We start from the raw sequence: 13,269 nt of genomic DNA, 5'->3' as shown, positions 1-13,269 counted from the left end.
GGCACGGGTCGAATCAAAGGGGGATTACATGCTACGACTGATGCTGTTGCCGATTTCGGGCCTGATGCTGATGGCGAGCCATTCGCCGCTGCCGCAGGGGCAGGCCCCGGCTCCCGATGCGGAAAAGAAAGTCTGCCGCATGCTGACCACGGTCGGGACGATCATCCCCAAGCGCACCTGCCTCACCAAGGCCGAGTGGAAGAAGCTTTTCGACGCCAGCGAGAACGGCAACGAGAATTATCGCAACCGTACCTCGATCGGCTGCAACCGCAACGGAACGCTCAATTCCTGTGCTGGGCCGGGGCCGGGCCTGGCGAACTGAAGAACGGCGTGACGGGCTCTGGCAATGTTGGAAATGTTCTGCTTTAGTTCCTGAATGACCTTTCCCGCCCAAGCCCGTCTCCATCGCCTCGGCAGCGCCGGGGCTTGTCGCGCGTGTGGCGAGTCAAAGGAGTCAACGTTTTTGCCGCCGGCCCCTGGCGAACGCGGCGAATATCGGCGGCACGCTGACCGTCTTTCGGGCGATTTCACCCGATCGCATCGCCCGGCTTGGCGCTTTGCTTCCGCTGCTGCTATCCGGGTCGGGAAATGAGCCTAGATACCGATCTCGCCGAGCCCGGCACGCCTTCCGACGTTCCCTTCGATAGCGCGCTTTCCGAGCGCTATCTCGTCTATGCGCTCTCCACGATCACGGCGCGCTCGCTGCCCGATGTCCGCGACGGACTGAAGCCGGTCCACCGCCGCCTGCTCTGGGCGATGCGGTTGCTCCGCCTCGATCCCGCGTCGGGCTACAAGAAGTGCGCCCGCGTCGTCGGCGACGTCATCGGTAAATACCACCCGCATGGCGATCAGTCGGTCTATGATGCGATGGTCCGCCTCGCCCAGACCTTTGCGCTGCGCTACCCGCTGGTCGACGGCCAGGGCAATTTCGGCAATATCGACGGCGATAACGCCGCTGCCTATCGCTACACCGAGGCGCGGCTCACCCAGGTCGCCATCGACCTGATGGATGGCCTCGACGAGAATGCCGTCGATTACCGCCCCACCTATAATGGCGAGGACGAGGAGCCCGAGCTCTTCCCGGGTCTTTTCCCGAACCTGCTCGCCAATGGCGCTGCCGGCATCGCGGTCGGCATGGCGACCAGCATCCCGCCGCACAACGCCGCCGAGCTGATGAACGCAGCGGTTGCGCTGATCGACAACCCCTCGGCCAATGTCCTCGATTACGTCCAGGGTCCGGATTTCCCGACCGGCGGCATCGTCATCGACAGCCCGGCTTCGATCGCCGAATCCTACACCACCGGCCGCGGCGGCTTCCGGGTCCGCGCCAAGATCGAGAAGGTGACCGAGAAGGGCGGGGGCTGGCACCTCGTCGTCTCCGAGATCCCTTACGGTGTCCAGAAGGGCAAGCTGATCGAGGGGATCGCCGATCTCATCAACGAGAAGAAGCTGCCGATCCTCGGCGACGTCCGCGACGAGAGCGCGGAGGACATCCGCATCGTCCTCGAGCCGCGCAGCCGCACGGTGGTGGCCGAGGACCTGATCAACAGCCTCTACCGCCTCTCGGACCTAGAGACGCGCGTGCCGCTCAATCTGAACGTGCTCGACAAGCACCGCACGCCGCGGGTGATGAGCCTGCAGGAAGCGCTGCTCGGCTGGATCGAGCATCAGTTCGTGGTGCTGCGCCGCAAGTCCGAGCACCGCGTGGCGAAGATCGCCGACCGGCTCGAACTGGTCGGCGGCTATATCATCGCCTTTTTGAACCTCGACCGGGTCATCGAGATTATCCGGACCGAGGATGAGCCCAAGCCGGTGATGATCGCCGAGTTCCAGCTCACCGATCGCCAGGCCGAAGCGATCCTCAACATGCGGCTGCGCAGCCTGCGCAAGCTCGAGGAGATGGAGCTCAAGCGCGAGCAGGACGCGCTGGAGAAGGAAAAGGCGGATCTCGAGCTGCTGCTCTCCTCCGATGCGCGCCAGCGCACCCGGATGAAGCGCGATCTCGCCAAGATGATAGAGCGCTATGGCCCCGAGACGGTGCTCGGCAAGCGTCGCACCGTGGTCGAGGAGGCCGCGCCGGCGCGTGAGATCCCGCTCGAGGCGATGATCGAGCGCGAGCCGATCACCGTGATCCTCTCGGCGCGCGGCTGGATCCGCGCGATGAAGGGGCATGTCGAGGACCTCTCGGGCGACGCACTGAAGTTCAAGGAAGGCGATGCCGCGTTCCTGGCCTTCCATGCGCAGACCACCGACAAGCTGCTCCTCGCCGCCGACAATGGCCGCTTCTACACGCTGGGCGCGGACAAGCTGCCCGGCGGGCGCGGCTTCGGCGAACCGGTGCGGTTGATGATCGATCTGGAGGGTGAGCGGAACATCATCGCGCTGTTCCCGGCGAGTTCGGCGCCTCGGCTGCTGGTCGCGGCGGATGACGGGCGCGGTTTCGTGGTCAAGGCCGAGGACGTCGTCGCCGAGACCCGCAAGGGCAAGCAGGTGGTGACGCCGCGCGCCGGTGCGCATCTCAAGCTGATCCGCCCGATCGGTGCCGAGGACGATGCCGTGGCGGCGGTCGGCGACAATCGCAAGCTGCTGGTCTTCCCGCTCTCCGAAGTCGCCGAGCTGGCGCGCGGGCAGGGCGTGCAGCTCCAGCGCTACCGCGACGGTGGCCTGAGCGATGTACGGACCTTCAAGATGGCCGAGGGACTGAGCTGGGCAATGGGTGGCGAAAGCGGCCGGACGCGCACCGAAACCGACCTTTCGCCCTGGCGCGCAGCGCGCGGCGCGGCGGGCCGGATGGCGCCGAATGGGTTCCCGCGCGACAATCGTTTCTGAGGCGCGCCTAAACCGCTGTTGTTTCAGGCGGTTTTAACCAATGCGGGGTAGGCCGGGGCGTGACGATGTTCGCCAGGTCGAAGAAGAGCCGTGTAGAGGCGCCGCTGCCCGTGCCGCAGCAGCCGGAGCCCTATGTCTTCGGCCCGGGCGCCTCGGCGATGATGCTCGACATGCTGCCGGTGCCGGCGGCGATCATCGAGCTGCAGGAGCATGGCTTCGTCTTCGACGCGGTCAACCGGCCCTTCCGCCTCGCCGGTCTGGGCACTGTCGCCAGCGAATCGCCGCTGATCCGCCTGCTCGGCCCGCGGCTCAAGAAGTTCGTCGAGTCGAACGAGATGCAGTGCGAGATCGGCTGGCAGTTCGGCGAGGAAGTCGATTGCCGCCATTTCCGGGTGATGCTCGCCAAGCGCGCCGACCGCCGCGCCTTTCCGCGCTGCATGGTCACCCTGGTCGACCACACCTCGGAACTGCGCACCGAATATAGCCTGCGCCGCGAGATGGCGACCGATAGCCTCACCGGCCTGCCCAACCGCGCCGGATTCTCGGACGCGCTCGAACACGCCATTTCGCCCGACAACATCACCGATTTTGCCGTGCTGGTGGTCAATCTCGACCGGTTCAGCCGGATCAACGCCTGCATGGGCGGCCTGGCCGGCGACGAACTGCTGATCACCGTGGCGCGCCGTGTGAAGGGTGCGCTGCGCAGCCGCGACACGCTGGCCCGGATGGGGGGAGACGAGTTCGGCGTGCTGCTGACTCTCGACGAGGGGCCGAGTGACGCGCTGCACGTCGCCAAGCGCATCCAGGCCGCGCTCGCCAACCCGTTCCGCCTCTCCGACTTCGAGATCCGCGTCGACTGCTCGATCGGCATCGCGCTCGGCTCGGACAATGACGGCGATCCCGAAGATCTGGTCCGCAGCGCCCAGTTCGCGGTGAAGCGCGCCAAGAAGAGCGGCCGCACCGAGATCTACCAGTCGCACACCTTCGACATTGCCCGCGAGCAGTTCGGCATCGAGACCGAGCTGCGCCGGGCGATCGAGCATGGGCAGATGACGCTCTGCTATCAGCCGATCTGCGACCTCGCGACCGGCAAGATCACGTCGTTCGAGGCGCTGGCCCGCTGGACCAACGAGGAGGGCGTGGCGCTCTCCCCCAATGATTTCATCCCCGTCGCTGAGGAATCCGGCCTGATCATCCCGCTCGGCCGCTGGGCGATGGAAGAGGCAGCGCAGACCATCGCGGCGTGGGACCGGGCGGCGGGCGGCGATGCCGGCGTCAAGGTCGCGGTCAACCTCTCGGCGATCCAGCTGCAGCGCGATCATATCCCGGCCATGGTCAAGAGCGCGCTCGAGCGCCACGGCGTCGAGGGGCGCAAGCTCACCCTCGAACTGACCGAAAGCGCGATCGTCACCGATCCGGACCGCATCGCCCAGACGATGAACGCGCTCAAGGACCTCGGCACCACGCTGGCCATGGACGATTTCGGCACGGGCTATTCCAACCTCGCCTATCTCCAGAAGCTGCCGATCGACCTGCTCAAGATCGACCGCAGCTTCGTCTCCGGCATGCTGGCCGACCGCGACAAGGTCGCCATCGTCCGCGCCATCCTCAGCCTCGCCCAGGCGCTCGGCATGCAGACCACCGCCGAGGGCATCGAGACCAACGAACTCGCCCAGACGCTGGCGGCGCTGGGCTGCACCTATGGCCAGGGCTTCCTCTATTCGCGCGCGCTCGCCCGCGACGAGGCCTATCAGCTGCTCGTCGAGCGCAACGCCTGAGCCACTGCCGCATCGGCCAGTTCGGCCACGCGGTCTTCTTCCGGAAAGCCCTCGGCGATCCAGCCCCCTTCGATCTGCTTCATCAGTCGCGCCACATCGGGCCCGGCCTTGATGCCGCGCGCGACGATCGCGCCGCCGCTGAGCGGGAAGCGCGGCGGTTGCCAGTCGCGAATCGCCAGCGCCTCGGCGATCGGGCGATCGGAGAGGAGCAGCCGATCGACCGCAGCCTCGACGCCGACGCGATAGGCGAGAGGCCGGGGCGCTTCCTCGGGCGGCAGCACCGCGGCGACGAGGCGCCGGCGCTGGACGTTGGAGAGCTTGAGCCGCGCGGCGATCCCGTCGGCGATCGCTGCATCGGCCGGGAGCAGTGACGCCAGGCGGCGAATTGCGCTGGGGGCGAGTTCCGCCTCGGCTTCGCGCGCGGCGAGATGGGCGAAGCGGTCGGAAGCGGTGATCTCGGGCAGAACCGGCACGAAGATGCCGCGCTCGATCATCATTCCGACGACGCGGACGGCATCGCGGGTGACAAGCAGCTTCAAAAGCTCATCAGCGATCCGCTCGCGGCTGAGCGCCATCAGGTCCCTGGCGCGCGCGGTGCAGGCCTCCAGCGCTGCCGGATCGGCGACATCGCCGAAGCGGGCGAGGAAACGGAAGAAGCGCAGGATGCGCAGATGATCTTCGGCGATTCGCTGGAGCGGGTCGCCGATGAAGCGGATGTGGCGGGCCTCCAGATCGGTGATGCCGCCGAAATAGTCGAAGATTTCGCCGGTCGCCGGATCGGCATAGAGCGCGTTGATCGTGAAATCGCGGCGCGCAGCGTCCTCGCGCCAGTCATCGGTGAAGGCAACCGTGGCGCGGCGGCCGTCGGTTGAGACGTCGCGGCGGAGCGTAGTGACTTCGACATGGCCGCTCTCGAGCACCGCAGTGACGGTGCCATGATCGATGCCGGTCGGCACGACGCGGATCTTCGCGGCCTTGAGCAGCTCGATCACCCGCTGGGGCGAGAGTGGGGTCGCGACGTCTAGATCGGAGACCGGGATGCCGAGCAGCGTGTCGCGCACCGATCCGCCGACGAAGCGCGCGTCGCCGAGCACTTCGACCAGCCGGTCCAGCCCCTCGCGGTGGCGCCAGTCGGCATCGGGCAGGATCATGCCGCCCATCGCAGCCGTCGTGACAGATTGACCAGCATCGCCGCCGTAGCTCCCCAGATCCGGCGATCCTGCCAGAGTATCTCGTAATAGCGCCGCTCGCGGCCCAGGAACTCCGTCACTTGCTCGCGCTGGTTGGCGCTGTCGAGCAGGAAGTCGAGCGGCACTTCGAAGACGCTGGCGACCTCGGCCTCGGACGGGGTGAGCTGGAGATCGGGCGGGACCACGCCGATCACCGGCGTGACCAGATAGTTGGTGACGGTGCGATAGGAATCGGTGGTGCCGACGACCTGGACCGCGGCGGGTGGCAGCGCGATCTCTTCATTGGCTTCGCGCAACGCGGCGCCGATCGGGCCGTCATCCTCGGGATCGATACGGCCGCCGGGAAAGGCGACCTGGCCGGCATGGCTGCGCAGCGTTTCGGTGCGCTGAGTGAGGATCACGCCGGGCGCTGTGCGATCTGTGATGGCGATCAGCACCGCGGCGGGATTGCCGCGCACCGCAGGATCGAACTCGAAATGGTCGCCCGGGAGCAGCAAAGGCGAATGATCGACCGCAAGCGCGGTACGCAGACGCTCAGCCAGGCTCATTCGGCCGGCTCCAGCGCGAAGAAAGCGCCGTTGCTCCACACGCCCGGCGGGGTGCTGCCATTGGCGAGCGCGATCTCGGCGAGCTCATAATAAACGCTGCGCCCGACCAAGGCCTCCAGCCCGGCGCGGACATGGAGATAGGGGCGGGGGCCGTCCTCGCGCTCCTCAAAGCGCAGCGCATGCTCGGGACCGGCAGTGACGAGATCGCCGGTGTTGAGGCGGAAGGCGAGCTTCATCGCCGCACCTTCGCCCTCGCGCTTCATTTCGACCGCGAGGAACGGAGCGTCCTCGACGTCGATGTCGAGCTTCTCGACAGGAGTGACCAGCACGAAGCGGCCATCGGGCTCGCGGCGCAGGATCGTCGAGAACAGGCGCACCATCGGCGCGCGGCCGATCGGCGAGCCCTGGTGGAACCAGGTGCCGTCGCGCGCGATGCGCATGTCGCTATGGCCGCAGTGGCTGGGGTTCCAGCTCTCGACCGGGGGCAGGCGGTTTTCCTCCACGAGTCGGGCGATCTCGGCGAGCGAGAGACTGGCGAAATCGGGTGGGGGAGGGGCGGGCATCGATTCGCTCAGTTCACCGGCTGCGGGGCGTGGAAAGTCACGAAAGTCACGACACTCACGCGCGGGCGCGCGCGCGAGGCTCGCTTCGCACGGTTGTAGCTCTGCGAACGAAGCCGAGGAGCGAAAGGCTGCGAAGGATCGGCCATGCCGGAAACCCAAGCAGACAAAATCCTACATTGGAAGGGGGCCGTACCCCTTATCTGCTCTCGCTCTTATCCGTTCCCCGGCGGAAGCCGGGGCCCAGAATTACAAGCGATGAAGCAGAGAAGCCCTGGGCCCCGGCTTTCGCCGGGGCGCAGTTTCCTCAATCAATCGAATCAGGCAGCCCGTCGAAGACGTGCCCCGACCACGCCCGGGCCGGCGGGTACGCCGGCGCCGCGGGCGAGCAGGCGGCGGGGCTCGAAGGGGCCGGGCAGGCGCCAGCCGCCGGTCTTGTCGGCAACGAAGCCGAAGAAGCGGCCGTAATATTCGGGGTCGCCGATCAGCATCAGCGCGTCGGCGCCGGGCAGCGCCGAGCTCTCGGCTGCTTCGAGCATCCGCTCCATCAGCATCCGGCCGATGCCGCCCTGCTGGCGATCGGGCTGGACCGCGACCGGGCCGACCATGACCATCGGCACGCTGCCGCCGCCATCGCAGTCGAGCGCGACCGGCCAGCACTGGATCGAGCCGAGCAGGCTGCCATCGTCCGCCACCGCGGCGAAGCTGAGTTCGGGAACAGGCGACGTGCCAAGGCGAACCTTGTACGCAGTGCGCGCGCGTCGGCCCGGACCAAAAGCGCGGTCGAGCAGCGTCTCGACGGCTTGAGGATCCACGGTCTCGAGCGGCAGCAATGCGATCACTTCATACATTCCCTTCATAACGCCCCGAGATCGAACTCGGGGCCGCGCGCAATAGCGCCGATGGGCGCTTTCGCAAGTCTGAATATAAGTATCCCGGGCGCCTGCGGGAGGGGCGGGGTTCCCCCCGGGCGCGCATCTGCTATTGGCCGCGGCCTGTTTCCCCCTGAAAGGCTCAGGCCACTTGTCCGATTCCCTGCAGCTCCAGGTGCACGACCTGGAAGTCGAACTCCTCACCGGCGTCTATTCGGAAGAGACGCATCTGCCGCAGCCGCTGCGGATCTCGGTGACGGTGGATATCGACCTGCCCGAGCGCTTCGAGCCGGATACGCCGCTCAAGGCGTCGAAGAACTATATGGACGTCAAGCACGCCGCGACCGACGCGCTGCCCAAGGACGTGCACTTCACGCTGGTGGAAGCGGTGGCCGAGCATATCTGCGACACGCTGTTCGTCGGCGATGCGCGGGTGCGCCGTGTCGAGGTGCGAATCGTGAAGCTGGCGATCGCCGAGCAGGGCGAATCGATCGGGATCACGCTGGTGCGCGGGCGCCGCTAATCGTTCACTCCGGCGAAAGCCGGGATCTCAGGCGGTAAGCGGACGGCCTGAGGCACGAGGCCCCGGCTTTCGCCGGGGTGACGCTTTGTTACGTGCACGGCCCCAGCGAGCGCAGGACGTACTGATAGTCTTCGCGCGCCTTGCCTGCGTTCTGGGCGTCGTCCGACTCGACCGCTTCCGCCGGCAGGCTGCGCGGCAGGCCGCAGGCGAGACGGTACCAGAGGAAGGTGTTCGCGCTCGGCGCGCCGGCCGAATCGTCGACAATGTCCCCCAATGAAACACTCCAGCGCGTCGTCTCGCCCGGGCGGCGGAGGATCTGGAGCGAGACCGGCAGGCCGCTCGCGGTCTGCAGGAAGACCTGGGTCTCGCCCTCGCCGGGCAGCGATCCGGGGACGTGAAAGGCGTTGCCGACGCCGGTGATCGCGGGCGGCGCGTTGGACGCAAGCGCGTCCTTGGTGATAGCGCGGACCTGGGCGTCCAGCTCGGGCAACCAGTTCATCTGGCTCTGCAATCCGGTGAGCTGCACCATGCCCGGGCGGCTCGGCACGGGGCGGGCGAACAGCAGCACGCGCTGCTTGGCGAGCTTGGGTGCCTTGCCCTTCGCATTCAGCGGAACATCGGCGGTGTAGGTGATGCGCGACGCCATCGCCTGAGTGCCCCGAATCAGGGCTGAAACATCCGCCTCGACCAGGAATCGGGCCATGCCGGGCGCGAGGCCGGGCGATTCCTCGGCGCTCAGGCGATCCGCTTTGCGAATGCGCCCATCAATAATGAGCGGCGCCGTCGTCACCTGCTTCGCCAGGGTGGCATAGCTGGGTAAAACAGCACTGGTTTGTGCCTGCGTTTGCTGGGGTTTAGCGGCTGCACCTAAGGGTGCAGCCAGCGCAATCGCGCAAGAAAATATGGTGGGAAAGGTGCACTTCATGCCGTTCGGATTAGCGGATTGCGGCCGTGCTTTGTAGAAATAATTATGTCACCGGGCGGCTGTACGCCCCGTTTGTCCGACAAAGGGTTTGCGTCCTCCGGGTGCGCGCGATAGAGACTCGCCCGCTGCCGAATAGGACGCATAGAGCGCACGGCGGGCAGATCTGTGCACGGGTCGCGTATCCGGTCGTAACAGGTCTGCATGTCAGGATTAGAGGAGTGACGTTGCCGAATGGCTTACGCTGACCGGAATGTAAGTGGCAGTCGGGTCGTCGCGATCGTTTTGGTCGCGGTGATTGTGGCCGGCATGGGATATGCCTTCGTCACCGGCCTTGCTTACCAATATATCAAGAAGCAGGCTGAAAAGCTGAACACCTTCGACGTGCAGGAACCGCCGCCGCCGCCGGAAGAAATTCCGCCGCCGCCGCCGCCGCCTGACACGCCAGTGCCGCCGCCGCCGACGCAGATTGCGGTGCCGCCGTCGCTGGTCCAGGTGCCGACTCCGTCGCCCCAGATCGCAACGACGCCGAACATCCAGCTGCCGCCGCCGCCGATGCAGCCGCCGACGCCTCCGGCGCCGGTTGCTCCGCCTCGGCCGCCCGCGCCGCCGGCCGTCGCCAAGAAGCTCACGCCGCGCGGTTCGCCGCAGAGCTGGGTTACGGACGACGACTATCCTGCCTCCGCGCTCCGCGCCGAGCAGGCCGGTACCGTTCGTTTTCGCCTCGACGTCGATGCGTCGGGCAAGGTGACCAACTGCACTGTGACGGGTTCGAGCGGCGTGTCCGTTCTCGACACCACGGCATGCTCGCTGCTCAAGCGCCGCGCCCGGTTCAATCCGGCCGAGGACGCGTCGGGCAACAAGATCCCGGCTCCCTATAACGGCAGCTTCACCTGGAAGATTCCGTCCTAGGCCGTGTGTTTGGCTGGCGCGCTCCTGGGGGCGCGCTGGCACCTGTGGAAAAAGCGCTATTTAGTTAGAGGAAAGAACCGAAATGCTCACGACCATTCTCGCCGCAGCGGCGCCCAAGGGCGACAACCCGTACGGCCTCATCCCGGCGCTCAAGGAAGGCGGCCTGATCTCGCAGACCGTGTTTGCGATCCTGGTGCTGATGCTCTTCGTTTCGCTCTACATCTTCTTCACCAAGCTCTTCGAGCAGCAGAAGATCATCAACCAGGCGAAGCGCGTGCGCGGCGCCTTCTGGTCGGCGAACAGCCTGCGCGAAGGCGCGGCGAAGCTCGAGAAGAACTCGGCCTATCGCCAGATCGTCGACGACGGCCTGACCGCCCAGGAGCAGTACAAGGAACTCACCGATCCGGTCGAGGCTCATGACTGGCTGCACGGCTCGCTGTCGCGCTCGGAAGCGACCATCAACTCGGCGCTCAACGGCGGCCTGGCCTTCCTCGCGACCGTCGGCGCTACCGCGCCGTTCATCGGTCTGTTCGGTACGGTTATCGGCATCTACCGCGCGCTCATCAAGATCGGCGCTGCCGGTCAGGCCTCGATCGACGCCGTCGCCGGCCCGGTCGGTGAAGCACTGATCATGACCGCGCTCGGTCTGGTCGTCGCCGTTCCGGCGGTGCTCGCCTACAACTTCCTGCAGCGTCGCAACAAGTCGATCCAGGAGAGCCTGAACGCGTTCTCGAACGACGTGCTCGGCTACCTGGCTTCGGACGGCCGCGTCCGTCCGGCGGTCAAGAAGGCTGGCGCTGCCAAGGCTGCCCCGGCTGCGACGACTGCGCCGCGCGCGTAACTGAAGACCTGGCCGCACGGGGTTCGTCCCGTGCGGCCGTGGCTCGCCGGGTTTCCCGGCGGGCGCAGAAGGATAGGATAACGCCCAATGGCGATTAGCTCAGGCGGTGGCGGCGACGACGCCCCGATGTCGGACATCAATACCACGCCGCTGGTGGACGTGATGCTGGTGCTTCTGATCATCTTCCTCATCGCCGTTCCCGTGGTGATTCAGACGGTCAAGCTGGAACTGCCGAAGGTGCAGTTCGAGCCGACGGTCACCAAGCCGGAAAACGTGGCGCTTTCGGTCACGGCTGAGAACGGCCAGTGCAAGGTCTTCTGGGGCATGACCCCGGTGACCAGCCAGGAACTGGTCGACAAGGCAGTGAAGAAGCTCAAGCAGGAAATCGATAAGCAGGGCGGCATCAACGCTGCCGGCCTCGAGCTTCCCGAAGTGCATATCCGCGGTGACGTGAACACGCCGTACCGCTGCATCGGTGGCACGATCTTCGCGATGCAGATGGCGGGTTTCGTCAAGGTTGGTTTCATTTCTGAGCCCGAGCCGGGTTCGAACCAGACCCGCCTCTAACGCGCACCGTTTGAAGGAGTCACGTAAATGGCAATGAGCGGTGGCCGCGACGACGGCGAGCCGATGATGGAAATGAACACGACGCCGTTGATCGACGTCATGCTCGTTCTACTCATCATGTTCATCATCACCATCCCGATCCAGACGCATGCGGTTAAGGTCGACCTTCCTCAGTCGAACAACCAGCCGCAGAACATCGTCGAGCCGGAGAAGAACAAGGTCTATATCGACCCGCAGGGCCAGGTTTTCTGGAACAGCGTGCCGATCGACGATGTGACGCTCCGCCAGTATCTCGATGCGTCTCTGCAGATCTCGCCCGAGCCGGAGCTGCACTTCCAGCCCGACCCGCAGGCGCGCTACGAAGTCGTCGACCGCGTTCTTGCGATCATCAAGCGCTCGAACGTGAACAAGCTCGGCTTCGTCGGCAACGAGCAGTATCGCAGCGATTTCTGATCTGCCGCCCTTCGGGGCCGGATCCGGGAACAGGAAAGGCGGTCCTTCGGGGCCGCCTTTCTTTTTGTGCGTCAAGCCGGTCGTGGGGTTGAGCGGACTGTAACATATCTCCGCTTGTGAAGGCGTCATAGAAGTGTAACTTTACTGTCTTCAAAGAGTCACGGAACTGTATCCGTGCCGTAACAGAAGGAGTAGGAGTTATGCGCACCGCGCTCATTGTCCTTGCGGCCGCCCCGTTCGCGCTCGCCGCGCTTCCCGCGCAGGCCCAGCGTAGCGACGGGGATCCCGTAGCCAGTGCCGCCATCTTCAATGGTGATCTTTCGCAGGCCGAACAGCAGCTCAACAACCGTCTTCGGATGGATCCGGGCCAGCCCGAACTGCTGCTCAATCTCGCTGCGGTCTATGCCCAGACCGGACGTACGTCCCAGGCTCGGGCGCTCTACATCCAGGTGCTCCAGCAGCGCGATGTCGAGATGGACCAGTCGGCCGACCGCGTCGCGATGTCGCATGCGATCGCCAACAAGGGGCTTCAATATATCCGCACGCTCCAGCTGAGCGCGCGCTGATCCCATTCCGGCCGTCTGGCTGCGCAGAAGCGCGGCCGGCGGCAAAAAACAGGCGCCGCCCCACGCGGCGCCTTTTTCATGTCCAATGGTGCCGGATCAGAGCCGCGGCAGCGTCACGCCGCGCTGGCCCATATATTTGCCCGCGCGATCGGCATAGCTGGTCTCGCAGGGCTGATCGCCCTTGAGGAACAGGAACTGGCACGCGCCCTCATTCGCGTAGATCTTGGCGGGGAGCGGCGTGGTGTTCGAGAATTCGAGCGTGACATGGCCCTCCCATTCGGGCTCGAGCGGCGTCACGTTCACGATGATCCCGCAGCGCGCATAGGTCGACTTGCCGAGGCAGATGACGAGCGTATCGCGCGGGATGCGAAAATATTCGACCGTACGAGCCAGCGCAAAGCTGTTGGGCGGGATGATGCACACATCGGTCTTGCGATCGACAAAGCTGTTCGCGGCGAAGTCCTTGGGGTCCACCACCGCCGAATCGACATTGGTGAAGATCTTGAACTCGTCGGCGACGCGCGCGTCATAGCCATAGGAGCTGAGGCCGTAGCTGATGCAGCCCTCGCGGCGCTGGGCCTCGACAAAGGGCTCGATCATACCCGTTGCGAGGGCCTGTTCGCGAATCCAGCGGTCTGAAAGGATCATGGGCATTGTGTTGCCGGAAGCGCGCGGCGGGGCAAGCGGCTTGTCGCGCCGGCTTGCGGT

Annotated in this window: 15 protein-coding genes; 9 read left to right on the top strand and 6 right to left on the bottom strand. The window is 65.8% G+C overall.

Features of this window, described 5'->3' with window-relative positions:
- Positions 1-28: 28 nt before the first annotated feature.
- From HZY97_RS05730 to HZY97_RS05720, 3 genes are all read left to right on the top strand, one after another.
- Positions 29-322, top strand: coding sequence for a hypothetical protein (locus HZY97_RS05730; protein WP_180141418.1), 294 nt, complete (start codon positions 29-31; stop codon positions 320-322).
- 266 nt (positions 323-588) lie between these two features.
- Positions 589-2,829 carry a DNA topoisomerase IV subunit A gene (parC, locus tag HZY97_RS05725; protein ID WP_180141416.1) on the top strand — a complete coding sequence of 747 codons (2,241 nt, stop codon included), beginning with the start codon at positions 589-591 and terminating at the stop codon, positions 2,827-2,829.
- Positions 2,830-2,990: 161 nt separating this feature from the next.
- Complete coding sequence (locus tag HZY97_RS05720; protein ID WP_180141694.1) at positions 2,991-4,607, top strand: bifunctional diguanylate cyclase/phosphodiesterase; 1,617 nt, start codon at positions 2,991-2,993, stop codon at positions 4,605-4,607.
- Here the strand turns inward: HZY97_RS05720 and HZY97_RS05715 are convergent.
- From HZY97_RS05715 to HZY97_RS05700, 4 genes are all read right to left on the bottom strand, one after another.
- On the bottom strand, positions 4,580-5,767 hold the full coding sequence (locus tag HZY97_RS05715; RefSeq protein WP_180141414.1) for a CCA tRNA nucleotidyltransferase: 1,188 nt from the start codon (positions 5,765-5,767) through the stop codon (positions 4,580-4,582). The genes HZY97_RS05720 and HZY97_RS05715 overlap by 28 nt on opposite strands.
- The gene (locus tag HZY97_RS05710; RefSeq protein WP_180141412.1) at positions 5,755-6,345 is read right to left on the bottom strand and encodes a CoA pyrophosphatase; all 591 of its coding nucleotides are present in this window, start codon (positions 6,343-6,345) and stop codon (positions 5,755-5,757) included. The genes HZY97_RS05715 and HZY97_RS05710 overlap by 13 nt, the downstream gene beginning before the upstream one ends.
- Entirely contained in the window at positions 6,342-6,908 is a 567-nt protein-coding gene (locus HZY97_RS05705) for a DUF1285 domain-containing protein (RefSeq protein ID WP_180141411.1), read from the bottom strand. The genes HZY97_RS05710 and HZY97_RS05705 overlap by 4 nt, the downstream gene beginning before the upstream one ends.
- A gap of 317 nt (positions 6,909-7,225) precedes the next feature.
- Positions 7,226-7,756, bottom strand: a complete 531-nt coding sequence (locus HZY97_RS05700; RefSeq protein WP_218942951.1) for a GNAT family N-acetyltransferase — start codon at positions 7,754-7,756, stop codon at positions 7,226-7,228.
- Positions 7,757-7,928: 172 nt separating this feature from the next.
- Here HZY97_RS05700 and HZY97_RS05695 point away from each other — a divergent pair, with 172 nt between their 5' ends.
- Positions 7,929-8,300 carry a dihydroneopterin aldolase gene (locus tag HZY97_RS05695; RefSeq protein ID WP_180141408.1) on the top strand — a complete coding sequence of 124 codons (372 nt, stop codon included), beginning with the start codon at positions 7,929-7,931 and terminating at the stop codon, positions 8,298-8,300.
- Positions 8,301-8,388: 88 nt separating this feature from the next.
- Here HZY97_RS05695 and HZY97_RS05690 read toward each other — a convergent pair whose 3' ends face one another.
- The gene (locus tag HZY97_RS05690) at positions 8,389-9,003 is read right to left on the bottom strand and encodes a hypothetical protein (protein ID WP_257214881.1); all 615 of its coding nucleotides are present in this window, start codon (positions 9,001-9,003) and stop codon (positions 8,389-8,391) included.
- Between the two features lie 453 nt (positions 9,004-9,456).
- Between HZY97_RS05690 and HZY97_RS05685 the strand changes: the two genes are divergently transcribed.
- From HZY97_RS05685 to HZY97_RS05665, 5 genes are all read left to right on the top strand, one after another.
- On the top strand, positions 9,457-10,134 hold the full coding sequence (locus HZY97_RS05685) for an energy transducer TonB (protein ID WP_180141406.1): 678 nt from the start codon (positions 9,457-9,459) through the stop codon (positions 10,132-10,134).
- An 82-nt stretch (positions 10,135-10,216) separates the two neighbouring features.
- Entirely contained in the window at positions 10,217-10,975 is a 759-nt protein-coding gene (locus HZY97_RS05680) for a MotA/TolQ/ExbB proton channel family protein (protein ID WP_180141404.1), read from the top strand.
- Positions 10,976-11,062: 87 nt separating this feature from the next.
- Entirely contained in the window at positions 11,063-11,542 is a 480-nt protein-coding gene (locus HZY97_RS05675) for a biopolymer transporter ExbD (RefSeq protein WP_180141402.1), read from the top strand.
- Positions 11,543-11,569: 27 nt separating this feature from the next.
- Complete coding sequence (locus HZY97_RS05670) at positions 11,570-11,995, top strand: biopolymer transporter ExbD (protein WP_180141400.1); 426 nt, start codon at positions 11,570-11,572, stop codon at positions 11,993-11,995.
- 200 nt (positions 11,996-12,195) lie between these two features.
- Positions 12,196-12,561: a tetratricopeptide repeat protein gene (locus HZY97_RS05665; RefSeq protein WP_180141398.1), complete on the top strand. Its 366-nt coding sequence runs from the start codon at positions 12,196-12,198 to the stop codon at positions 12,559-12,561.
- Positions 12,562-12,657: 96 nt separating this feature from the next.
- Here the strand turns inward: HZY97_RS05665 and dcd are convergent, their stop codons facing one another.
- A complete protein-coding gene (gene dcd, locus HZY97_RS05660; protein WP_218942865.1) occupies positions 12,658-13,209 on the bottom strand; it encodes a dCTP deaminase in 552 nt (183 codons plus the stop codon).
- Positions 13,210-13,269 lie beyond the last annotated feature (60 nt).

The sequence above is a fragment of the Sphingomonas sp. R-74633 genome, assembly GCF_013416555.1.
GTDB lineage: Bacteria > Pseudomonadota > Alphaproteobacteria > Sphingomonadales > Sphingomonadaceae > Sphingomonas.
Note: the sequence above shows the minus strand (reverse complement) of the source record. Positions and strands in the feature narration are given on the sequence as shown.